General features: G+C 63.7%; 21 protein-coding genes. 13 read left to right on the forward strand and 8 right to left on the reverse strand.

Features of this window, described 5'->3' with window-relative positions:
* The first annotated feature begins 4 nt into the window (after positions 1–4).
* The 3 genes from RMET_RS26975 (at position 5) to RMET_RS26985 (ending at position 3,405) form a co-directional block, all read left to right on the forward strand.
* Entirely contained in the window at positions 5–838 is an 834-nt protein-coding gene (locus RMET_RS26975; RefSeq protein WP_011519680.1) for an intradiol ring-cleavage dioxygenase, read from the forward strand.
* Positions 839–1,123: 285 nt separating this feature from the next.
* Entirely contained in the window at positions 1,124–2,713 is a 1,590-nt protein-coding gene (locus RMET_RS26980; RefSeq protein ID WP_011519681.1) for an EAL domain-containing protein, read from the forward strand.
* 74 nt (positions 2,714–2,787) lie between these two features.
* Positions 2,788–3,405, forward strand: a complete 618-nt coding sequence (locus tag RMET_RS26985; protein WP_011519682.1) for a LysE family translocator — start codon at positions 2,788–2,790, stop codon at positions 3,403–3,405.
* A 54-nt stretch (positions 3,406–3,459) separates the two neighbouring features.
* Here RMET_RS26985 and RMET_RS26990 read toward each other — a convergent pair whose 3' ends face one another.
* The 3 genes from RMET_RS26990 to RMET_RS33770 all read right to left on the reverse strand — a co-directional run bounded on the left by RMET_RS26990 (position 3,460) and on the right by RMET_RS33770 (position 5,673).
* A complete protein-coding gene (locus tag RMET_RS26990; protein WP_011519683.1) occupies positions 3,460–4,455 on the reverse strand; it encodes a Bug family tripartite tricarboxylate transporter substrate binding protein in 996 nt (331 codons plus the stop codon).
* Between the two features lie 100 nt (positions 4,456–4,555).
* Positions 4,556–5,482, reverse strand: a complete 927-nt coding sequence (locus RMET_RS26995; RefSeq protein WP_011519684.1) for a LysR family transcriptional regulator — start codon at positions 5,480–5,482, stop codon at positions 4,556–4,558.
* A gap of 11 nt (positions 5,483–5,493) precedes the next feature.
* Positions 5,494–5,673 carry a hypothetical protein gene (locus RMET_RS33770; protein WP_152560240.1) on the reverse strand — a complete coding sequence of 60 codons (180 nt, stop codon included), beginning with the start codon at positions 5,671–5,673 and terminating at the stop codon, positions 5,494–5,496.
* Positions 5,674–5,700: 27 nt separating this feature from the next.
* Here RMET_RS33770 and RMET_RS27005 point away from each other — a divergent pair, with 27 nt between their 5' ends.
* Together RMET_RS27005 and RMET_RS27010 are read left to right on the forward strand one after the other, a co-directional pair.
* Positions 5,701–6,180, forward strand: a complete 480-nt coding sequence (locus RMET_RS27005; RefSeq protein ID WP_035821776.1) for a polyhydroxyalkanoate granule-associated phasin — start codon at positions 5,701–5,703, stop codon at positions 6,178–6,180.
* Positions 6,181–6,344: 164 nt separating this feature from the next.
* Positions 6,345–6,686 carry a hypothetical protein gene (locus RMET_RS27010; RefSeq protein ID WP_011519686.1) on the forward strand — a complete coding sequence of 114 codons (342 nt, stop codon included), beginning with the start codon at positions 6,345–6,347 and terminating at the stop codon, positions 6,684–6,686.
* Between the two features lie 163 nt (positions 6,687–6,849).
* Here the strand turns inward: RMET_RS27010 and RMET_RS27015 are convergent, their stop codons facing one another.
* A complete protein-coding gene (locus RMET_RS27015; RefSeq protein ID WP_011519687.1) occupies positions 6,850–7,854 on the reverse strand; it encodes a dienelactone hydrolase family protein in 1,005 nt (334 codons plus the stop codon).
* 266 nt (positions 7,855–8,120) lie between these two features.
* Between RMET_RS27015 and RMET_RS27020 the strand changes: the two genes are divergently transcribed.
* A complete protein-coding gene (locus tag RMET_RS27020; RefSeq protein ID WP_011519688.1) occupies positions 8,121–9,473 on the forward strand; it encodes a serine hydrolase domain-containing protein in 1,353 nt (450 codons plus the stop codon).
* Between the two features lie 162 nt (positions 9,474–9,635).
* Here RMET_RS27020 and dbpA read toward each other — a convergent pair whose 3' ends face one another.
* Positions 9,636–11,039 carry an ATP-dependent RNA helicase DbpA gene (gene dbpA / locus RMET_RS27025; RefSeq protein WP_011519689.1) on the reverse strand — a complete coding sequence of 468 codons (1,404 nt, stop codon included), beginning with the start codon at positions 11,037–11,039 and terminating at the stop codon, positions 9,636–9,638.
* Between the two features lie 331 nt (positions 11,040–11,370).
* On the opposite strand from dbpA, the gene RMET_RS27030 reads away from it, so the two are divergent.
* From RMET_RS27030 to RMET_RS27050, 5 genes are all read left to right on the forward strand, one after another.
* A complete protein-coding gene (locus RMET_RS27030) occupies positions 11,371–12,351 on the forward strand; it encodes a quinone oxidoreductase family protein (RefSeq protein WP_011519690.1) in 981 nt (326 codons plus the stop codon).
* A 70-nt stretch (positions 12,352–12,421) separates the two neighbouring features.
* Complete coding sequence (locus RMET_RS27035) at positions 12,422–13,489, forward strand: beta-keto acid cleavage family enzyme (protein WP_008644170.1); 1,068 nt, start codon at positions 12,422–12,424, stop codon at positions 13,487–13,489.
* Between the two features lie 117 nt (positions 13,490–13,606).
* Positions 13,607–14,599: a Bug family tripartite tricarboxylate transporter substrate binding protein gene (locus tag RMET_RS27040; protein WP_011519691.1), complete on the forward strand. Its 993-nt coding sequence runs from the start codon at positions 13,607–13,609 to the stop codon at positions 14,597–14,599.
* Between the two features lie 309 nt (positions 14,600–14,908).
* Positions 14,909–16,069 (forward strand): porin, encoded by a 1,161-nt coding sequence (locus RMET_RS27045; RefSeq protein WP_011519692.1) that lies wholly within the window; start codon positions 14,909–14,911, stop codon positions 16,067–16,069.
* 94 nt (positions 16,070–16,163) lie between these two features.
* Positions 16,164–16,922: an SDR family NAD(P)-dependent oxidoreductase gene (locus tag RMET_RS27050; protein ID WP_011519693.1), complete on the forward strand. Its 759-nt coding sequence runs from the start codon at positions 16,164–16,166 to the stop codon at positions 16,920–16,922.
* Positions 16,923–17,001: 79 nt separating this feature from the next.
* Here the strand turns inward: RMET_RS27050 and RMET_RS27055 are convergent, their stop codons facing one another.
* Together RMET_RS27055 and RMET_RS27060 are read right to left on the reverse strand one after the other, a co-directional pair.
* Positions 17,002–17,748, reverse strand: coding sequence for an SDR family NAD(P)-dependent oxidoreductase (locus RMET_RS27055; RefSeq protein WP_029307076.1), 747 nt, complete (start codon positions 17,746–17,748; stop codon positions 17,002–17,004).
* A 61-nt stretch (positions 17,749–17,809) separates the two neighbouring features.
* Positions 17,810–18,745, reverse strand: a complete 936-nt coding sequence (locus RMET_RS27060; RefSeq protein ID WP_011519695.1) for a beta-keto acid cleavage family enzyme — start codon at positions 18,743–18,745, stop codon at positions 17,810–17,812.
* A 200-nt stretch (positions 18,746–18,945) separates the two neighbouring features.
* Here RMET_RS27060 and RMET_RS27065 point away from each other — a divergent pair, with 200 nt between their 5' ends.
* Together RMET_RS27065 and RMET_RS27070 are read left to right on the forward strand one after the other, a co-directional pair.
* Complete coding sequence (locus tag RMET_RS27065) at positions 18,946–19,791, forward strand: TauD/TfdA dioxygenase family protein (protein WP_011519696.1); 846 nt, start codon at positions 18,946–18,948, stop codon at positions 19,789–19,791.
* 27 nt (positions 19,792–19,818) lie between these two features.
* Entirely contained in the window at positions 19,819–20,388 is a 570-nt protein-coding gene (locus RMET_RS27070; protein WP_011519697.1) for an RBBP9/YdeN family alpha/beta hydrolase, read from the forward strand.
* A gap of 54 nt (positions 20,389–20,442) precedes the next feature.
* On the opposite strand, the gene RMET_RS27075 is transcribed toward RMET_RS27070, so the two are convergent.
* The gene (locus RMET_RS27075; RefSeq protein ID WP_011519698.1) at positions 20,443–21,435 is read right to left on the reverse strand and encodes a Bug family tripartite tricarboxylate transporter substrate binding protein; all 993 of its coding nucleotides are present in this window, start codon (positions 21,433–21,435) and stop codon (positions 20,443–20,445) included.
* Positions 21,436–21,540 lie beyond the last annotated feature (105 nt).

Genomic DNA, 21,540 nt, shown 5'->3' on the forward strand with positions numbered 1-21,540 from the left:
TGTGATGCCCGAAGACTCTCGGCCCCAGCCCTCGGGGCGCCGCCGTCATCTGCTGGCCATGGGGCTTGGCGGCGCCGGCCTGATGGCCGCATCGCGCATGGCCACGGCGCAAACGCCCGCCACGCCTCTGCCCCTCACCGCGCAGACCACCGAGGGGCCGTTCTACTTCGATGCCGGCAAGGTCCGCCAGGACATCACCGAAGGCCAGCCAGGCGTGCCGGTGGAGGTCCGCTTCACGGTGGTCGACATGCATGGCCGGCCGCTCGCGGGCAGGCGCGTCGACCTCTGGCACTGCAATGCCTCGGGGGTCTATTCCGGCTATGCGGGCCAGGTGGATGACCACGGCCAGCGCGTGTCCATGCGGGACCGCACATTCCTGCGCGGAAGCCAGCCGGTGGGCGCCGACGGCGTGGCGGTGTTCCGCACCATCTACCCCGGTTGGTACGCGGGGCGCGCCACGCATCTGCATATGAAGGTAATCGACGGCAGCCGTACATTGCTGACTACGCAGTGTTTCCTGCCCGATGCGCTCAGCGAGTATCTCTATACGCAACTGCCGACATACCGCCGCAAGGGCGTGCGCGAAGTCCTCAACCGCAATGACGGTATCGCGCTGATGGCCGGCGATACCGTGCTGGGCGCCGTGCGCGAAGCCCGCGACCGGTATGTGATCGCGCTGACCCTGGTGGTTGATCCCACCGCCACGGCGCCGCGCGAGCCAGGCCATCCGCCGGGGCCACCACCCGGCGCACCCGGCGGCTTCGGCGAATCCATGGTGCCTGCCGAAGGCATGGCCCGCGTCGAGGCGATCGTTCCCGGCCAGCATCTCCAGAAGTAGCATCCCGCCCCACCGCCCCGGTTCCGTCTCACCCGCATGACGGATATACCGGGTGCAGTCAAATCCCCTACGCTGTACGGATTGCCGCCGCCAAACCCATGGTAGCGGCGTCCGGGCGCTTGCCGCCGCCGAAAAAAGTATCAGACATGATCGGCAATTGTTCGCTATGCTCCCCACAACGGCAATGATTTCCCTGTTGCAGCTCACCTCCGCTCAGTACTAGTTGGTCAATGGATGGCGCCCACCGAAGGCGCCGCGTGCAGCGTAGTCTCGTGAGGGCCCCCGATGCAGCGAAGCTGGTTCCTGGTGGTGACGATCGTGCTGACGACGTTGGCCACGCTGTTTCCCGTGGGAATCGGTGTGTTCATGGCGCAGCTCGAGGCGAACCGGCGCGAGGCAGACCAACTAAGCGTGTTTGCCGATGCCGCGACCCGGCGGGCCGAACTGGTCATGACGCAGGCAATCAATGCGCTGCAGGATATGGAAATGCTCCGGGAGGAGCCATGCACACCCGCCAACCTGGTCCAGCTTCGCCGCATCACCTACACCTATTCCTATATTCAGGACGCCGGCATCTATCGCGCCGGCAAACGGCTTTGCTCGGCGCTGCTTGGCCCCATCGAGCCTGGACAGCTCCCCTTGCCGCCGCCCGACTGGCGCACGCCTGACGGGCTGGACTACTGGTTCGACCAGCCCGTCCCGTTCAATGCCCAGCGCCACGTGGTGCTGATCGGCCGCAACGGCAACAACGTCGGGCTCGACTCGCAGGTCTTCGTCGATGTCGTCGATCGCGAATCGCGAATGCTGGCCGTGGTGCAGACCGACGCCGGCCGTATCTTCTCGGCAACGCAGGGCGCGAACCTGACGCGGCTGCAGCAGGCCTACTCGGAACACTCATATGGGTCAGGCGCCGACGCCGCGCAGGAAGACGACGCCTCGATCGTCCTGCGTAAATCACGCAACATGCCGCTGGCGGTCGTGGTGCTTGCCCCGCGCGCGGCGTTGCTGGCCAACTGGAAATCGCTGCTGATCGGCGGGCTGGTGGTGGGACTGTCCGCCGGCGTGCCGCTCGGCATCCTGGTCTGGCGACGGGCCACACGGCGCTTCAGCCTGGAAGGCGAACTGCGCAGCGCCGTGCGCCGCCACGAGATGGCAGTGCATTACCAGCCGATTGCCTCGCTGGCGGACAACCACTGGGTGGGCGTGGAGGCGCTGGTCCGCTGGCGCCGCAACGGCAGGCTCGTGCGGCCCAACCTGTTTATTCCGATGGCGGAGAACGCTGGTCTGATCCAGCAGATCACCGACCAGGTGCTGGACATTATCCTGTCGGAACTCGGCACGCTGCTGCGCCGGTTCCCGTCGTTCTACGTGTCGATCAACGTCGGCGTGGAAGACCTCAAGAGCCGGCGCTTTCTGAGCGTGCTCAATGCGCGGCTGCGCGGCTCAGGCATCGCGCCCCAGCAGATCCGCATCGAGGCCACCGAGCGCGGCTTTCTGGAGCCCGACGTGGCCCGCGACACGATCCAGGCATTTCGCGATGCCGGACATCCGGTCTATATCGACGACTTCGGCACCGGCTATTCGAGCCTGTCGTACTTGCAGAGCTTCAAGGTCGATGCGCTCAAGATCGACAAGTCGTTCGTCGACACGATCGGCCAGGAGGCCGCGTCGAGTACCGTGGCGCCGCACATCATCGCGATGGCGCAGTCGCTCGGCCTGCAGGTCATCGCCGAGGGCATCGAGGACAAGATGCAGGCCGACTTCCTGCGCGAGCAGGGCGTCGACTACGGCCAGGGATGGCTGTTCGGGCGGCCCATGCCCGCTGTGGAACTGGCGCAACTGATGACGCGGGCCACGCCGCAAGCGGTGGCCTGACGGCTAGAATCGACCAACCCACCGGTGATACGCCGCCGAATCATTTCCCAACGTATTGACCCCGGAGCCCCCGCATGTCGCTACCTGCCCTGTTCCTGACCGCTGCCGGCGTGGGTCTGGCCGTGGCCGCCCCCGTCGGCCCGATGGGAATGCTCTGCATCCGGCGGACGCTGACCGACGGGCCCCGCGCCGGGCTGGCCATCGGCTTCGGCATTGCCTGCGGCGATGCGATCTACGGACTGGTGGCGGCGTTGGGGCTGGTAGGCGTCTCGCAATTCATGCTGGCCTACGACAAGCCACTGCATCTGGCCGCCGGGCTGTTCCTGGTCTACCTGGGGCTGCGCACGTTCCTGCAGAAGCCGACCGACCAGGCGGCTACGCTGAACAGCAATGGCTACGGCGCGCGGGCCTTTGGCAGCGCGCTGCTGCTGACGCTCACCAACCCGCAGACGATCATCATGTTCGCCGCGTTGTTCGCCACACTGGCGCCGCGTGGCGCGTTCTCGACCCCGATCGCGATGACAACGGTGCTCGGCGTGTTCTGCGGCTCGATCCTGTGGTGGTGCGTGCTGGTGACGATCGTCAGTGGCGCCCGTCATGCGCTGGGGATGCGCGTGCGCCAATGGATTGATCGCGCGGCCGGCGTGGCGCTGGCGGCGTTCGGTGTGTCGGAAATCCGGCGCGCCCTGTAGCCCTATACCCCTGGCGGCACCGGGGATATGACCACCCCGATGCCGTACCGCTGATTACTCGGCCTTCGCGCCCGAATCCTTCGCCACCTTGGTCCACTTGGTGGTTTCCGTCTTGATGAAGGCGGCAAGCTGCGGCGGCGTCATGTCGCCAGCCGTCACGCCCTGATCGTCGAAGCGCTTCTGCACGTCCGACTGCTTCAGCACCTTGGCAAGTTCCGCGCTCATACGCTGGCGAATCGGCTCCGGGGTGCCGCGCGGCGCCATCAGCGCATACCACGTGGTCACCTCGTAGCCGGGCACGCCGCTTTCCGCCACCGTCGGCACGCCAGGATAGGCGGGCGAACGCTTGGCCGACGTGACGGCCAGCGCCTTGACCTTGCCGCTCTTCACGTGCGGATTCGCCGACGGGCTGGTCTCGATCGCCATCTGGATCTGGCCCGCGATCAGGTCGGTCATCATCGGCGCGCCGCCTTTGTAGGGCACGTGCGAGATATCGGTGCCCGTGGCCGAGCGGAACAGCTCGCCGGACAGGTGCTCGGTGCTGCCGATGCCCGCCGAACCGTAGTTCACCTTGCCCGGATTGGCCTTGATGTAGGCGATCAGTTCCTGCACGTTCCTGGCGGGAATCGACGTGTTCACCAGCACGACGTTGGGCGTCAGCGCCACCATGCCGATCGGCTCCAGATCCTTCTGGAAATCGTACGGCAGCGTCTTGTAGATGCCGGGGGCCATGGTGTGAGCCACGGTCGCCAGCAGGAACGTGTAGCCGTCCGGATTCGCACGCGCTACCAGCGCGCCGCCGATGGTGCCACCCGCGCCGGGACGGTTATCGACCACCACGGGCTGGCCAAGCGCCTCGCCCAGCCGTTGTCCGACCGCACGGCCGATGATGTCCGTGGTGCCGCCCGACGCGAACGGCACAACGAGCGTGATCGGCTTCGACGGCCAGTGGTCGGCGGCAAATGCGGAGCCGGTCGGGACGGCGGCCACGACAATGGCCGCCCCCGCCAGCATCCTGAGCGCCGTGCGGCGCGCCATGCATGGGGTCATGCGAGTCTCCTCGGGGAACTATGGAATTCTGAAATGCCTGATCCCTGAGACTTTACGAAGGTGGCGAAGCCTGCACCAGCCCCGTGCCGGCGGGAGGTGTTCAGGATTTGTGAAGGGTGGCGCCGGGCCAGCGTTCGGCCGTGACCAGTTGGCGGGCCACTGATTCGAGCACGCCTCGCGCTGCCAGGCCGGCCGGCGACAGTTCGTCGTCCGACAGGCTGACCAGCAGGTTCGGACGCCTGACGCTGGCATCGGCGATCTCGATCAGCGCCAGCGGGTCGCCCAGATGGCGCGCCACGGCGGCGCCAGGCTGAATCGTCGCGCCAATGCCGGCGCGCACGGCGTCCATCAGTACGGCCAGCCCGTCGATTTCGGCCACCACGTTCAGCGCACGCTGGTGACGGGCCGCGGCCGCGTTCAGCACGGCACGCAGACCGTGCGCGCTGCTGGGCAGAATCAGCGGGATGTCGCCGATGTCCTCGAGCCGCACCGCATTTGCCGCTGGCAAGCCGGGCTGATCGGGGCGCGCGATCAGGAAAAGCCGCTCTTCGAGCAATGGCGTGGTGCTCCAGCGCTGACCCGCTTCGAGCTGGAACAGCACGGCCAGGTCAAGCTGGCGCGCGCCAATCATCGAAGCCAGGTTGCCGGAGAGGCTTTCGACCAGATGAAGACGGATATCGGGATAACGCTCGCGCATCGCGACCATGAACGGAGGCCCCAGCACCGCCAGCGTGCTCGGTGCCATGCCCACGCTGACGTGGCCCGACAGCCGCGCCGTCCGCGCCGCGCGCGCGGCATCGTCCGCGTGGCGCAGCGCCAGTTGCGCCTGACGCCAGAAGGCCAGACCCGCGTCGGTCGGCACCACGCCGCTCGACGTGCGCTGCAGCAGTCGCGTGGATAGCTCGCTCTCGAGGCGGCTGATCTGCTGGCTCAACGCGGACGTGACGACGCCCAGTCGCTGGGCCGCCTGCCCCATGCTGCCAAGCTCCACCACATGCACGAAGTAGCGCAACTGCCGCAGTTCCATTTCCTCTCCTGTCACAAGCCCCCGGTATTGTGCCTTGTACGCGGGTTGACCGGGTGGGCACGATGGTCGAGCATGTCGACATCGTCCTCGCCGTGCAGCGCGGTGACGCTACCGTCACCGCGCTGCACCGTCACCCGCCAGATGACCGGCAGATGGCAGGCACAGTCCTCGCTTGCCACGCTATTGATCACCACGTGTATCCAAACGGAGCTTCCACCATGCAAAGCACTCCACCGGCTGCCGCAACGTTGTGGCCGATGCCGACATTCTCTTTCCAGGCCTTGACGTCGTTCGATCACAGCGCAATGGAGAGCTGGCACAAATTCATGGGCCTCAATGCCGACTTCACGCGTTCAATGTTCGAGGAAGTCCAGTTCGACTGGGCATCATGCTTCGTGCCGCAGGACCCCGAGGACTTTTACGTGCGCGAATGGTCGTGCCAGATCCCGCTCCTGTCGATCCCGCTGCGCTACGCCACGGCCATGATCGAACTGACGGCTTCCACGCAGCGCGCATGGATGGATGCCTGGGGTCACATGTTCGGGCTGCCGGTGCTGCCAACACCGTTGTCACTGATGCCAGCGGCCGTCACCGATATGCCTGCCGCAGCACCGAAGGGCGAGGTCGAAGACGTTCCCGCTGCGTCCATCCGCGAGACGCCACATCCGCGCAAGGGTAAAGCCGCGTCGTCGACGTAACCAACGGTTGCAGATTCGTTCTGGCGGCATCACGCGGAGATCGTCGTTCTTCGTTGTAACGACTATGCTGCAAGGGACTGACCTCCGCGTCATGCCGCCTGCCCGATGACATTCTGGGCGCACCCGGCCAGGCAAGTGATTCGCGCCCATCTCGCGAGGCGACTATGCGCAAGATCCTCCTCACCAGCCTGATTGTTGCCACGGCGGCCGTGGCGGCCGCGCCGATGGCACATGCCCAGGACAAGAAGCAGTTCGACCCCTACACGCAAGGCGCGAAGTCGGATCAGTACAACCCGTACACCGATGGCGCCAGGACCGGCGACAAGTTCGATCCCTACACCCAGGGCGCGAACACGTCGGCGCAATCCAATCTGGTGCCGGACCAGAAGGCCGACCCGTACACCGAGGGCGCGAAGGCGGGCAAGTATGACCCGTACACCGACGGCGCGCGCACCGGCAAGTTCGACCCCTTCGTGGACGGCGCCAAGTCCGACTCCGACAAGTAGCCCTCATCCCTCGTTTGACGCCATGAACCCGCCCGGTGCCGCCGCAAGGCCGCGCCGGGCTTTCTGCTTCGGGTGACGGGCCGTCTACAGCCGCACTACTTCAGCGCGTCCGCGCCGTCTGGGCAACCGCGGGCGCCTGGCGCCTTGGCAATTGCCACTACGATCACGGGCGCGTTACGGTTGCGACGGCACCCGGCTTTAGCACCGCGATCACCAACTCGTGAAGCGCCTGCCTCGCCTCCCTTGCTGCCTGCTCATCATAGGCGACGGTCACGCCCCGCTCGACGCACGGGTCATCGTAGGTAAAAGGCTTGCTGGTCTGGGCGTTGACCAGCAACCCATTCTCCAACTCCATCGTCCTGCAATGCCGCGTTGTTTGCGCGCGCGGAAGCTGCACGGCCGACGCGAGCGCCCGCGAATCGAAGGCATGATTGGCCTTTGGATACTCGATCAACATCGCATCGTTACCCTTCGCCTTTAGCCGATCGACATATGCGCGGCACGGGCCAACCGGGTCGTAGTTGTCTGCGCTGCCCTGGAGAATTCTTAATGGCTTTGCAACAAGGTCATCGTCTTCGCGATACGTATAGGAGCAGTCGGGATAGAAGGCGACGTAGGCCGCGAACTCGGTTCCGGGTGACGCGTGCAATCGGTGAAACCGTTTCAGGCTTGCATAAAGCGCATTCTGCCCGCCTCGCGAAAAACCCACGAGCATGATTCTCGTCGGGTCGATACGCGGGTGCCTTGAAAGAATCGCGAGCGCGCGAAAGGCGTCTTCCATTTGCGCCAGGCGAGGTAGCTGAGTCTGGTCGTTGATCGTGCTGGTGATGCCACGGGCAGAAAAGCTGTCAAGGACAAACGTCGCGACGCCCATCCCCAGAAGATCCTGCTCCCAGTCGGTCACCGAACTACCGATGCCGCCTGAGCCATGCAGCAGAATCACCAGTGGGAGCCGGTCCGCCCCGGCCTTGGGGAGCCGAAGTTCGCCCGCAATCGTTGCAGGCCGCCCGCCCTCGACTCCGGCCAGAAATTCCTGGTCCGACATGGTGACAGTCGGTACGGGAATGACTTCGGTCCGGGCGACCTGCGCCAGTCCGTCGGGTGACAGACACCCGAGTGTGAAGAGCAAGCAGAATTGCGCAGCCAGATAGGAAATTGCGGATTTCATGGCACCCCCTTCTTGTGTCTTCTTGTGCCTTGCTGTGAGCACATACTCACACGCGGAGTATTGCCCCCCAGATAGTCTAGGTAGCACCATGCCCATCCGCTAAATGATGCTTCCAGCGTGGCGAACGGGGCATTTCCTGAAAAGAGATGACACTTGAATCCGCACCGCAGGGGATTCCCATCAGTTATGACTCGATGCCCCTCGGTTTCTTGTTAGGCAGAATCCTCGCTTTCATACTCCGGAGCATGCTTTGCAAAGGAGAAAGAATGGACACCGTGCCTCGCCACCGCATTCATTGGCAGCGCAAGTGCAGGGCAATCGCCACGATAGCGCTCCTCGCCGTGACGGGCGGGGTCGCGGCACAGTCGCTGGGCCAGAGCAACGACCGGAAGGACGTCGATGTCATGGAGGGCTTTCCGCCGTCTCCAGCCATGCGTGTGACCAAGACCAACGCATTCCAGCCACCATATATGCGCTGGGCCTTCCGTCATGCGCGCGAGACCTCGCCGACGGCGGGAGTTCGGCACGCTTCAACGCCAATGACTCTGCCGGAGCGGCCGGCAGCAAGTCTCGATGACGTGCAGTTCAATGTGGAAGGACAGTCAGTCAAATTGTCCGATTACCTTCGGGACACCCACACCGATGGCTTCATCGTGCTGCACAAAGGCCAGATTGTCTTTGAACGGTACCTGGATGGCTTCGGACCTGCGCAGCCGCACATCTGGGCGTCGATGACCAAATCGCTCACGGGCCTGATGGCGGCCATGCTGATCGTCGATGGCAGGCTTAACCCCGAAGCAAGGCTGGCCACCTATGTGCCTGAGTTGGTGGGCAATCCATTCGGCGACGCCACGGTCGCGCAGAACCTCGACATGGAAGTGCCCGTCGCGTATTCGCCAGAGCTTCCGCCCGATCTGGGATTGTTCGGCGCGGTCGGAATCATCCCGCGTCGCGCGGGTGCGCCAGACAATATCTATGACTTCCTCAAGACCGTCTCCACCGACAAGAGGGCTGTTACGGGAGATTACTGGTTCTACCAGAACGGATCGCCGGAAGCTGTTGCATGGGCGATGCGCAGAATCTCTGGCAAATCGTGGGCGGAACTGGCGCAGGAAACGGTCTGGTCGAAGCTGGCCCAGGACGACGCTTACATTCAGGTCGACTCACTCGGAACAGAAATGGCAAGCGGTGGCCTGAGCACGACCTTGCGCGATGCGGCCCGTTTTGCCGACGCAGTCCGGCGCGCGCAGGCCGGGGATGCCGACGCGGGCATTCCTGTTCAAGCTGTCCGTGCCGCATTGCACCCGCGCGGAAACCAGGCCGGGTTCGCCACGGGCCGCCTCGCGGCTGGCCGGTCGGGCTACGCATATGGTGACTACTGGTATCAGGTGAACGATGGCGATGGCTCCGTGGAGGCGAGCGGCCGGTTCGGGCAGAAGATCTACATCAATCCGAAAAAAGAACTGAGCGTAGTGAAGTTCTCTTCGAGTCCTGATTCGGCGCCTCGCGGCGCTTCGGCAGAGGCGGGCAAGACTGTGGCGGCACGCAATGGATCGCTGGAATCATCGACAGCTTTTATCGCCGCAATCCGGGCCGTCTACGGGGCCATACCGCACTAAGCCCACCGGATCACGGGGTCAGGTGCAGCAAGACCGGCGCTCGAACCCCTGCGTGTCGACCTTATGGTGACGGTAGAGCCGGCGACCTGGCGTTTGCGATCGGATCAGTCGCACATATCCTGATCACCGCTGCGCCAGGCTCGCTGGTATGGCTCAGCCGAGTTACCGCTGATCGGTCGTCAGCATTCTCACTCTCACCTTGCGGCCCTTCACCTTGCCTTCGTTCAGCCGTTTCACCGCCTCGCGACCGATGGCGCGGTCCACGGCGATATAGGTCGACATCTCCATCACGCTGATCTTGCCGATCTGCTCCTTTGTGAAGCCAGCCTCTCCGGTCAGCGCGCCGAGGATGTCGCCGGGCCGGATCTTCTCCTTGCGCCCACCCAGCATCTGCAGCGTGACCATTGGCGGCAGCAGACGTCCGCCGCCTGACGGCTTCAGTTCGTCAAGCGCGTGCCATTCGAACTCACCGCCCTGGTGCTGCTCGATGTTGCCGACGCGACCCATTTCATCCAGGCTGACGAGGCTGAAGGCCGAGCCTGCTTCGCCAGCGCGTCCGGTACGGCCGACGCGGTGGACATGGACCTCGGGGTCGGGCGTCACGTCCACGTTGATCACGGCTTCCAGCTGCGCGATGTCGAGCCCGCGTGCGGCCACGTCGGTAGCTACCAGCACCGAGCAGCTCCGGTTAGCAAACTGCACCAGCACCTGGTCGCGATCGCGCTGATCGAGGTCACCGTGCAGTTCAAGCGCGGCATATCCCTGCGCGCGCAGCAGGTCGGCCAGATCGCGGCAGCGCGCCTTCGTATTACAGAAGGCGAGTGTGGTGGCCGGGCGGAAATGGTCGAGCAATCGGCCGACGGCGTTGAGACGATCGCCCTCCTCCACCTCGTAGAAGCGTTGGGTGATGGTGGCCGCGTCGTGCGCCTCCTCCACCTTCACCGTCTTCGGCTGGCGCAGGAAGCGATGGGCGAGCTTGTCGATGGCAGCCGGATAGGTGGCCGAGAACAGCAGCGTCTGCCGGTCCTTCGGTGCGTGGCTGGCGATAAATGCGATGTCATCGTGAAAGCCCATGTCGAGCATGCGGTCCGCTTCATCGAGCACCAGCGTGTTGATCGCATCGATATTCAGGCTTCCGCGATCGAGGTGATCGATGATGCGGCCCGGCGTGCCTACGACAACGTGCGCGCCGTGAACAAGGCTCTCCACCTGCGGCCGGATTGGCGTGCCGCCACTGAGCGTCAGCACCTTGACGTTGTCCTCCGCGCGGGCGAGACGACGGATCTCCTGTGTGACCTGATCGGCCAGTTCACGTGTGGGACAGAGCACCAGCGCCTGTACGTCGAGCGGACGCGGATCGAGACGATGCAGCAGTGAGAGCGCGAACGCTGCGGTCTTGCCGCTGCCGGTGCGGGCCTGGGCGATGAGGTCGTGACCAGCCAGCGCGAGCGGCAGGCTGGCGGCCTGGATCGGCGTCATGGCGTCGTAGCCGAGCTGGACGAGGGTAGCCTGCATGGCCGCGGACAGCGGCAGCGTGGCGAATGAGGTAGGGGCTGAAGAAGTCATGCCGGATTATAGATGCGCGGCCGCGTCTTGCACGCCTTACCTGCCCTGCGGCCCGACGGCATGACGAAATCAGCACACGCTGGGCCATCGCCGCGACCGGCACGCTCAACGTTGACGGGTGCGAATGCGGCGGCAGCGCGCCCGCGAGCCGATTACCCCAACGTGACCACGCCAGCCATATCCCTGTCGCAAAAGGGAAAGTTCAAGACATGCACGGAAAAGCGGAAAGCTTGGCCAGATCAGATGATTCACCACACAGGTTGTCCATCTGACGCGCTCGATCCGCACGCCGCAGGTGGACCTCCATATTCGACAGCAGACAGGAGACCACATGGCGAAAGTCGTCAGGATTTATGAAACGGGCGGGCCCGACGTCCTTCGTTTTGAGAACGCCACGGTTGGTGAGCCGGGACCGGGCGAGGTCCGTGTCCGTCACGTGGCGGTCGGTCTGAACTTTGCTGACACCTACTTTCGCAGCGGCCTCTACAAGGTTCCCCTGCCCAGCAGCATTGGCAACGAAGCCGCCGGCGTGATCGAGGCCGTCGGTAGCGGCGTCACGCATCTTGCCGTCGGCGACCGCGTAACCTATACGGGCTTTACACCCACGCTGGGCGCCTACAGCACCGACCGATTGATCTCCGCCGACCCGCTGATCAAGCTGCCGGAAGCCATCAGTTGCGAAGTCGCGGCGGCCATGACCATGCGGGGATTGTCAGCCGCGTACTTGATGCGCCGGATCTATCCCTTCAAGGCCGGCGACACCATCTTGCTCCATGCGGCCGCGGGTGGTGCCGGCCTGATCATCTCGCAATGGGCCAAATTGCTGGGGCTGACCGTCATCGGAACGGTTTCTACCGACGCCAAGGCCGAAGTGGCGCGCGCCCATGGTTGCGACCACACCATCAACTACAGCCATGAAGACGTGGCCAAGCGCGTGCGGGAACTGACGGATGGCGTAGGCGTGTCCGTGGTCTTCGACAGCGTGGGCAAGGACACCTTTATGTCGTCGCTGGACTCACTCAAGCGCCGTGGCCTGCTGGTCTGCGTGGGCTTCGCCTCCGGAGCCGTCCCTGCATTTGACCCGGCAATTCTGGCCCGCAAGGGCTCCGCGTATCTGACGCGACCGGGCCTGGCCGACTACATCGCCGATCCCGCCGAAAAGGCGGAGTTGGTCGATGAGCTGTTCGGCCACGTGGCCGCTGGCCGCATTCGCATCGACATCAATCGCCGCTACGCGCTGGAGGATGCCGTGCAGGCGCATCGCGACCTTGAGGCTCGCAAGATCGTCGGTTCGTCCATTTTCGCAATCTGACGGTTGCCCTTCCCTGGGGAGCATCCCGTTCGCCATCCCCGCTATTCATCATTCATCCGGAGACCCATCCATGCATTTCCTTGACGGCCACCTGTACCCCGAGAACCAGCAACCGCTGATCATCACCGCCGCACCGTATGCGCCGGGCTGGATTCCCGAAGATTTCCCGGAAGACATTCCGGTCACCATGGAAGAACAGATCCAGAAGGCGGTGGACTGCTACGAAGCCGGCGCCAGAGTGCTGCATCTGCACGTGCGCGAGGCCAACGGCAAGGGCAGCAAGCGTCTGTCGATGTTCAATGAGCTGATTGCGGGCGTGCGCGCCGCCGTGCCGGATATGGTGATCCAGGTGGGCGGCTCCATCAGCTTCGCGCCGGAAGAGGGCCAGGACGCCAAATGGCTCAGCGATGACACGCGACACATGCTCGCCGAGCTCGATCCGAAACCCGACCAGGTGACGGTCACCGTCAACACTTCACAGATGAACGTGACGGAACATGCCGGCCTCGACGACTTCAAGGGTGTCTCGCGCGGCTTTCCGCATCTCTACAAGACCTACAAGGACATGGTCGTGCCCTCGAACCCAAGCTGGGCCGAGGAGCACATCCGTCGTCTGACCGCTGCCGGCATCCAGAGCGAGTTCCAGTGCTACAACATCAACAGCTTCGAAACGATCGAGCGAATGATTCGCCGCGGCGTCTACAAGGGGCCGCTGGTGATGAACTGGGTGGCCATCAGTGGCGGCATGGATCAGGCGAACATCTTCAACCTGGCAAATATGCTGCGTGCCGTGCCGGACGGCGCCGTGGTAACGGTCGAGAGTTCGGTGTTGAATGTGCTGCCCATCAACATGATCGGCATCGCGCTGGGCCTGCACGTTCGTTGCGGCATCGAGGACGTGCTCTGGAACCAGTCCCGCACTGGAAAGATGAGCTCCGTCGAGCAAATCAAGCAGTTGGTGCGCATCTCCCGCGAATTCGGTCGTCCCATCGCCACAGCCAAGCAGACACGGGAAATCCTCAAGCTTGGGGTCTTCTACGACACCGTGGAAGAGACGCTTCAGGCCAATGGCTTCTCGCCGAATCGTAACGGCGCCAACCAGGGTTTCCTGCGCAAGCAGGAGAACTTGCCGTCCTGAAGTCAGCCCGGCGGGCCGGACGCCAGCCCCTGCCCCCGGGGCTGGCATCGACCTCACGCATCGACCTCACACATCGGTTGAGCGACCGTCAAAAGACCAAGTACATGGAGGTAGACAATGGCATTACGCATGCAAAAGCCGACTGCGGTCGTGCTGGGTGCTGCGGCGCTTCTGGCGCTGTGCGCTTCAGCGCAGGCACTGGCTGAGGACGTCTGGCCCTCGCGCCCGATTCAGATGGTCGTGGCGTCGTCGGCAGGGTCCGGAGTCGATGCGCTGGCGCGCCTGATGGCGCAGCGTCTGTCGATCGCGCTGAAGCAACCTGTCGTTGTCGATAACCGGCCCGGCGGCAGTGGCGTCATCGGGACCAACGCTGTCGTCAAGGCGCCTGCTGACGGATACACGATCCTTTACACCACGGCATCGAACATGGTCGTTGCCCCGGCCGTACTGAAGACCATCCCCTACAACCCCAAGAAAAGCCTTGTACCCATCGCCGAGACGGCCTCGGGTGGCGTGGTACTGCTGGTGAGCAACGACCTGCCGGTCCATAGCCTGCCGGAACTCATCCAGCTGCTCAAGGCGAACCCGGACAAGTACGGCTACGCAACCTGGGCCACGGGATCGTCAGGCCAGTTGATGATGGAATGGCTCAAGAAGCAGACCGGCATGAAGACCGATCACGTCCCGTATCGGACTTCGACCCAGTTGCTGACCGACCTGTCCTCGGGAATCGTGAAGATCGGTTGGACAGACCCGGGCGCGCCAGTCCCATTCCTGCGCTCCGGGAAGGTCCGCGCCATTGCCATTGCCGGCAACGTTCGCGCGCCGCAGCTACCGGAGGTCAAGACCATGGGTGAACAGGGCTACGCGTTCGATGCGGTGGGCTGGTTCGGCATGTTCGCACCGGCAGGAACCAACCCGGCGATCGTGAAGCGGTTGTCCGATGAGGTCAACAAGGCCCAGGCATCCCCGGATCTCGCTGCCACGATGAAGGCCATGAACTTTGGTCCCCCGCCTGTGAAGACAGCGGTGCAATTCGGCGAGACGGTCAGCCACGACCTCGATGTCTGGTCGAAGATCGCCACCGATGCGGGGATTCAGATCGACTAGTGGATTGACGACCGCCAGGCGCCCACGGTGCCCGGCGTCTTGCGTCGACGGCGAGTGGAATTCGCGACGCAAAGCGGAGCAAGCCGTTGATCTGCCTTGCCCGTAGCTCTACTGCAAATCCAAGCGCAAGACAGGACGAACGCCATCGCTCACACAAAGGGCGAGAGCCGTGCTCGCCCATGGATAAACGCGCGGGTTCTGCGCAAGAAAGGGAACCGGACTTCGATTCGGACCTGGCAACGTTCCAGGCCGGTGGCGCCCGCGCGTTACCAGCCTGGAAACCAAAACAATGAACGTGGAGGAGTGCTGGTGAACAAGAGACTTTTTGCCCTGGCCGCCGCTTGCGCGTGTGGCGCGGCCAACGCGCAATCGAGCGTGACCTTGTACGGTGTGGTCGATGTGAACGTGGAATACGTCAACCACGTCGGGGCCGTGCCGCAGGCAGGTAACGGCTACAACCCCGGTCCACCCCAGACGGTGTTTCGCGAGAATTCTGGCGGCTACTCCGGATCGCGTTGGGGTCTTCGCGGCGTCGAAGACCTCGGGGGCGGCCTGAAGTCGATCTTCGTGCTGGAAAACGGCTTCAATGCCGATACCGGCACGCTGCAACAGGGTGGACGCATGTTTGGGCGCCAGGCCTTCGTGGGCCTCGACACACGCTTCGGTGTGTTCACGTTCGGCCGACAGTACCAATCGATTTTCTCCACCATGGCCAACTTCGTCCCAGCGCGATATGCCACGCAGTATGAGCCGACGGGTGTGGTGGCAGGGGCCAATTTCCGCCAGGACAACACGGTCAAGTACTCAGGGACGTTCGGCCCCTTCACCGCGCAGGCGGACTGGTCGTTCGGGGTTGGCACGACGCTGCCGTCCACCTACCCCACGGTGCCGACGGCGGGTGGTGCCGGTGAAGTACCGGGCCAGTTCCGCCGCGATTCGGCCTATGGTGTCGCCTTGAGCTATCTGGCTGGGCCGGTCGGGCTGGGTATTGGCTATGACCAGTGGAATCCGACCATCGGCACGGGCAATGGCACATTCAAGAAGGCCGTTGTCATGGCCAGCTACGCGTTCAACGATACGGCGAAGCTGATGGGTGGTTACCGATGGGGGCAGAACAAGGATCCGGGCGGCACGACGATCCTGCGCGATGACTTCTACTGGATTGGTGGCCAATACCGCTTCTCGTCGGCGCTGGACTTCACGCTCGAGTATGACTATCAGAACGTGAAGAACCTGGGTGGAAACAACGGCGTGGCCAACCCCTGGCAGATTGCCCTGATCGCAGACTATGCTTTCTCCAAGCGAACGGACGTGTACCTGACCACGGCATACAGCAGGAACGCCGGCCTGGCGATGGAATCGGCAGCGAGCGGCTTCGCGACCAGCCTGGCGTTGGGCAATTCCTATGCGCTGGCCAACGGACAGAAATCCATGTTCGGCGCGGCATTGGGGATTCGACACGTGTTCTGAGCGTTCGGCCGGAAGCGCCTTGATGCGACTTGAGGCGACTCGAGGCGACTTCCGGCTTCACTGACGTTGTCCGCATACTGCGGGAGAGCGAACCATGGATCTTGGTCTGAAGGACAAACGAGCGATAGTCACCGGCGGCAGCCGGGGTATCGGCAAGGCGATTGCGCTCCAGCTCGCGCAAGAAGGCGTCGACGTGGTGGTGGCAGCCCGTGGACGCGCGGCGTTGGAAGCGACGGCTGCGGAGCTGGCGACGCTGACAGGAAGACGGATCGTGCCACTCGCCGTCGACACTTCCAGCAAGGCTTCCGTGGACAGCATGGTGAACCAGGCCATCGCCGCATTGGGCGGCATCGATATACTGGTCAACGCCGCTGCATTGCCCGGTGGAATCTCATCGGCGTCCCGGCTCGATGAAATCGACGATGCGCAAGCCATTGAAGACATCGACATCAAGGTGATTGGCTATCTGCGCACCGCGCGGGCGCTCGCGCCACACCTGATTGCCAATGGCTGGGGACGGATCGTGAACATTGGTGGCTTGGCGATCTATCGCACCGGCCGCCCCATTGCCACGCTGCGCAACGTCGGCGTGGCTGCGATCACCAAGAATCTGGCGGATGAACTCGGGCCGAAGGGCATCAATGTCACGGCGGTCCATCCCGGAGCGACACGGACGGAGACAACCGACGCGGCATTCGAGGCCTGGGCCGCGGCAAGGACCTCGCTGGGCCGCATTGTGGAAGCCCGCGAGGTTGCAGCCGTCGTGGCATTCCTTGCATCGCCAGTGAGTGTGGCGATCAATGGCGATGCCATTTCTGTCGCTGGCGGGAGCCCCGGCACCATCAGGTACTGATCGCTCCTGATCGCTGCAGCGCGCGCCGCAGCCCCGACATTCCCGGGGCCCTTGACCGCGCCCCCGGGACACCGCCGACTTACCCGGCGGTCTTCCCACCGTTCACATGAAGGATCTGCCCCGTGATGTACGTCGATTGATCGGATGCCAGGAACAGAATCGCATCGGCGACCTCTTCCGGGGTGCCAACGCGCCCGGCAGGGATCGTCGCAGCGACGGAGGCAAGCCGATCCGCGCCACCGGCAATGCGCCCGAGCATGGCCGTTTCAATCGGGCCCGGCGCCACGGCATTGACGCGGACATTCGCCTGGATGACGTCAAGGGCCGCGGACTTGGTCAGGCCCTCGATTGCGTGCTTGCTCGCCACATACATCGGATTGCGCGGATTGCCGCGACTGCCCATCGTGGACGACAGATTGACAACGACTCCGCGCTGTTGCCCGATCATTGCTTTCAGCTCGTGCTTCATGCAAAGGAACGTCCCAAGGACGTTCGCATCGAACGTCGTCGCGTACGACTGGACGGTCTGCTCGACGATCGACCCCGGTGTGCCCTCCGTCCCGGCACTGTTCACTGCGATATCGAGGCAGCCAAAGCGCTCGACGGCATGACTGACAAGACGCATGACATCGTCCTCACGGCTGACATCGGCCGCCAGGAAGTCTGCTTCCGCGCCCATCTCCCGAAGTTCGGAGATGAGGGCGTCTCCGGCTGCGGCATTCCGCCCGGAACAGACCAGCCGCGCGCCCTTGGCTGCAAAGGCAAGCGCCGTCGCACGGCCGATGCCGGCGGTCGCGCCGGTAATCAAGACAACAGGATGAGACATAAGCGTTTCCTTGGATAAGTCAGGCGAGACTGTTCGTGAGCCCTTGGGGAAGATCGGCCGGTCAGAACGCGACGGCATCGCGGCCCTTTAGCTGCAGCATGTCGCGGGCCTCGTCCGGCGATGCCACGTCGAGGTTCAGCGACCTCAGAATGCCAACCACGCGTTTGACCTGGTCGGCGTTGCTGGTGGACAGCTTGCCGCGGTCTTCCCAGAGTGAATCCTCCAGGCCAACGCGGACGTTTCCGCCCATCGCCGCCGCCATCGATGCAATCGGCATCTGGCTGCGACCAGCGCCGAGCACGGACCAGTAGTAGTCCTTGCCGAACAGGCGCTCCGCGGTGCGGCGCATGTGCATGACATCGTCGGCGTGCGTGCCGATGCCGCCCAACAGGCCGAACACGGACTGGATGAAGAAAGGCGGCTTGAGGATGCCGCGATCAATGAAGTGCGCGGCCGTGTAAAGGTGGCTCGTGTCGTAGCACTCGATCTCGAAGCGTGTGCCGTTGTCGGCGCAGGATTCGAGGATGTAGCGGATCTCCTTGAACGTGTTGCGGAACACACGGTCCTCGGAGCCTTCGAGGTAAGGACGTTCCCAGTCGTGCTTGAACGTCGCGTGCCGGGCGAGCATCGGATAGAGACCGAAGTTCATGGACCCCATGTTCAACGAGGCAACCTCGGGCTTGAGTTGAAGTGCCGGCTGCAAGCGTTCTTCCACCGACATGTTGGGGGCGCCACCAGTCGTGAGATTGATCACGACGTCCGAACGGGCCGCGATCCGTGGGAGAAACGCACGAAAGAGGGCCGGGTCTTGCGATGGCTGGCCATTCTCCGGGTTTCGCGCATGGAGATGGACAATGGCCGCGCCAGCCTCCGCCGCGGCAACGGCCTCGTCTTCGATCTCCCTGGCGGTGATGGGGAGATAAGGCGACATTGTGGGGGTGTGAATACTGCCGGTCACGGCGCAGGTGACGATCACCTTGCTCTGTGGTGCTGCCATGGTGGATGCCCTCCGTTACTTCGCTCGAAAATGAACTGCCCGGTGCGATGTCGCATGCTACGGAACTTGACCTTCGCAGGCCGCTGCTACGGCCGGAATGTCGCGAATTGGAAAGTGAATGTCCTGCCGAAGTAAGCATGGATGCCTGGAACACCAGATACTCGTTGCCAGGCACTTACAAGACAGCAGGAGACATGGAAATGAAGATCAGGCAAATCACCCCTGCGATCGGGGCCGAGATTTCCGGCGTCAACATCGGCGAGGCGGCACGCGATCCGGCAGTCTTCGCCGAGATCCGCGCGGCGCTGCTCAAGCACCGGGTCCTCTTCTTTCGCAAGCAGGAAATCACGCGCGCCGACCACGTGGCCTTCGCCAGCGGCTTCGGCAAGCTGGAAGACCATCCCGTGGTTGGCAGTGTTCCGGACTACCCGGGCCTGGTGAAGGTCTACCGTAGCGACAACCCGCACAGCTTCGAGAACAGCTATCACTGCGACGGTCTGTGGCGCCCCAATCCGGCCATGGGGGCTGTCCTGCGCTGCCTCGAATGTCCCGAGATCGGCGGTGACACCATCTGGGTGAACATGGTGAAGGCGTACGAGGAACTCCCCGATGAGATCAAGTCGAAGATCGACGGCCTGCGCGCCAGGGCCAGCATCGAACACAGTTTCGGGGCGGTAATGACGCCGGAGAACCGCGCGAAGCTGGCGCAGGATCATCCACCGGTGGAGCATCCTGTGGTGCGCATCCACCCGGAAACCGGCGAGAAGATCCTGTTCGTCGGTGCCTCGTTCACGACGCACTTCACCAACTACAGCACGCCGGCCAACGTGCGCCATGGCATCGACAAATCGCCTGGCGCCTCGCTGCTGCTCAACTATCTGACCAGCCGCGCCACCATTCCGGAGTACCAGGTGCGCTGGGCCTGGCAGGAGGGAGATGTCGCGGTGTGGGACAACCGCAGCACGCAGCACTACGCCGTCAACGACTACTATCCGGCGCCGCGCAAGATGGAGCGCGCCGGCATCGTCGGTGATATCCCGTACTGAGCTGAAAGACAGAGGAGAGTGCATTCCATGACATCCGGAAACCAGCCAACGGTCGTAATCGTTCCCGGCTTTCGCGATCACATGCCTGAGCACTGGCAGTCACTGCTTGCGGAGCGCCTGCAGCAGCAGGGGCGAGCGGTGCGCATCGTGCCGCAGATCGATCACGACAAGAGGTTGCGCCGCGCGAGAGTGGAGAACCTCGAGCGTGTCGTCAGCGGCATCCCAGGGCCGGTCATCCTCGTCGCGCATAGCGTGGGCTGCCTGATTACCGTTCACTGGGCACAGGAGACGAAGTGCGCGGTGCAAGGCGCGCTGCTTGCTGCGCCGGCCGACTTTGACAACCCCTTGCCGCCCGGATACACCGATCTGCCGACGCTGGCAAAGGAAGGCTGGACGCCGATTCCACGTCGACAATTGAAATTCCCGAGCATCGTGGTCGCAAGCCGCAATGATCCGCTCGGAAAATTCGAGCGAATCCAGGAACTGGCGCAGGCGTGGGGCAGTCGTTGCATCGACGCCGGGGAAGTCGGGCATCTCGGACCTGTGGATGGCTTTGGCACATGGCCGCTGGCGGAAGAACTGGTTCAGCAACTCTGAGTCAACGCATCGCGGCGCTGGCAACCAGCGCCGCGATTCACCGTCGATTCACCATCAGTCCGGCTTGAAGTGGATGGAGCGCAGCAACGCGCCCTGACGCTCGTACGACTCGCGCACATCCTTGAGAAGCTCATCGGTGGTAGCCGGCGAACCGGGCTCCATACCCATGTCCTCGAGCCTTGGCCGGAGCGTCGGAGATTGCGTCACCTTGAGCGTCGCGTCGCGCATTTTCGTCATCACGGCTGGCGGCACGCCCTGGGCGGACCAGATCCCCATCCAGCTCACGTCCTGCAGGTCTGGATATCCCGACTCGGTAAAGGTCGGAACGTCAGGCAGCGCGGCCATTCGCCTGGGCGATGCCACCGCATAGGCCCTGAGCTTCCCCGCCTTGATGAACGGCAGCGAAGTCGCCGGACCGTCAAACATGAGCGGCACCTGTCCACCCATCACATCCTGCAGCGCGGCCGGTGAGCCCTTGTAGCTCACGGTGCCAGCATCGAGCCCGGCAACGCGATTGAACTGCACACCCATCGTCTGACCGCGCGTGCCGACGCCAAAGTTCGCATAGTCGAACTTGCCCGGCTTCGACTTCACGTACCTGACCAACTCACCGAGGTCCTTCGCGGGCAGATTGGGATTCCCGACGAGAACGAGACCATATTGCGTAAGCTGAGCAATCGGGACGATGTCCTTGAAAGGGTCGTAGGACACCTTGATGGCATGAGGCACTTCCGATGCGATCCCCTTCTGGATCAAGAGGAACGTGTAGCCGTCTCGCGGCGAAGCCAGCATGGTCTGGACGGCGATGGTGCCCCCCGCGCCCGCCTTGTAGTCGACGATGACCGGTTGGCCAAGCGATGCCTGCAACTCACGGGCAACGAGGCGTGCCACGATATCCGCCGTACCACCCGGGGGAGCGCCTACGAGTATCCGCACGGGCCTGGTGGGCCAGTCGGCGGCCCGGGCCGCCTCCATGGCCGGCAGCGCAGAACCAAGGACGAGTGCGAGCGCCATGGCCTGGCGGGCACCGTGAGTGATCCATGTCATCGGGGGCTCCTTTCTATCGGACGGGGGTCATCATCGCCATCGATGTGACGATTGCTCAGGGACTCCCGATTCGGATCATCCCGCCCTACCCCCCCTTCCCGCTTT

The sequence above is a fragment of the Cupriavidus metallidurans CH34 genome (assembly GCF_000196015.1).
Classification (GTDB): Bacteria; Pseudomonadota; Gammaproteobacteria; order Burkholderiales; family Burkholderiaceae; genus Cupriavidus; species Cupriavidus metallidurans.

Bases quoted from the DNA above. Each gene is read 5' to 3' on its own strand.
- RMET_RS27020 (WP_011519688.1), top strand. From the start codon at position 8,121: ATGGACACCGTGCCTCGCCACCGCATTCATTGGCAGCGCAAGTGCAGG.
- RMET_RS27005 (WP_035821776.1), top strand. From the start codon at position 5,701: ATGCAAAGCACTCCACCGGCTGCCGCAACGTTGTGGCCGATGCCGACA.
- RMET_RS26995 (WP_011519684.1), bottom strand. From the start codon at position 5,482: ATGGAACTGCGGCAGTTGCGCTACTTCGTGCATGTGGTGGAGCTTGGC.
- RMET_RS26985 (WP_011519682.1), top strand. From the start codon at position 2,788: ATGTCGCTACCTGCCCTGTTCCTGACCGCTGCCGGCGTGGGTCTGGCC.
- RMET_RS27070 (WP_011519697.1), top strand. From the start codon at position 19,819: ATGACATCCGGAAACCAGCCAACGGTCGTAATCGTTCCCGGCTTTCGC.
- RMET_RS26980 (WP_011519681.1), top strand. From the start codon at position 1,124: ATGCAGCGAAGCTGGTTCCTGGTGGTGACGATCGTGCTGACGACGTTG.
- RMET_RS26990 (WP_011519683.1), bottom strand. From the start codon at position 4,455: ATGACCCCATGCATGGCGCGCCGCACGGCGCTCAGGATGCTGGCGGGG.
- RMET_RS27035 (WP_008644170.1), top strand. From the start codon at position 12,422: ATGCATTTCCTTGACGGCCACCTGTACCCCGAGAACCAGCAACCGCTG.
- RMET_RS27075 (WP_011519698.1), bottom strand. From the start codon at position 21,435: ATGACATGGATCACTCACGGTGCCCGCCAGGCCATGGCGCTCGCACTC.
- RMET_RS27060 (WP_011519695.1), bottom strand. From the start codon at position 18,745: ATGGCAGCACCACAGAGCAAGGTGATCGTCACCTGCGCCGTGACCGGC.
- RMET_RS27010 (WP_011519686.1), top strand. From the start codon at position 6,345: ATGCGCAAGATCCTCCTCACCAGCCTGATTGTTGCCACGGCGGCCGTG.
- RMET_RS27065 (WP_011519696.1), top strand. From the start codon at position 18,946: ATGAAGATCAGGCAAATCACCCCTGCGATCGGGGCCGAGATTTCCGGC.
- RMET_RS27055 (WP_029307076.1), bottom strand. From the start codon at position 17,748: ATGTCTCATCCTGTTGTCTTGATTACCGGCGCGACCGCCGGCATCGGC.
- RMET_RS27050 (WP_011519693.1), top strand. From the start codon at position 16,164: ATGGATCTTGGTCTGAAGGACAAACGAGCGATAGTCACCGGCGGCAGC.
- RMET_RS27040 (WP_011519691.1), top strand. From the start codon at position 13,607: ATGGCATTACGCATGCAAAAGCCGACTGCGGTCGTGCTGGGTGCTGCG.
- RMET_RS27015 (WP_011519687.1), bottom strand. From the start codon at position 7,854: ATGAAATCCGCAATTTCCTATCTGGCTGCGCAATTCTGCTTGCTCTTC.
- RMET_RS27030 (WP_011519690.1), top strand. From the start codon at position 11,371: ATGGCGAAAGTCGTCAGGATTTATGAAACGGGCGGGCCCGACGTCCTT.
- RMET_RS26975 (WP_011519680.1), top strand. From the start codon at position 5: ATGCCCGAAGACTCTCGGCCCCAGCCCTCGGGGCGCCGCCGTCATCTG.
- dbpA (WP_011519689.1), bottom strand. From the start codon at position 11,039: ATGACTTCTTCAGCCCCTACCTCATTCGCCACGCTGCCGCTGTCCGCG.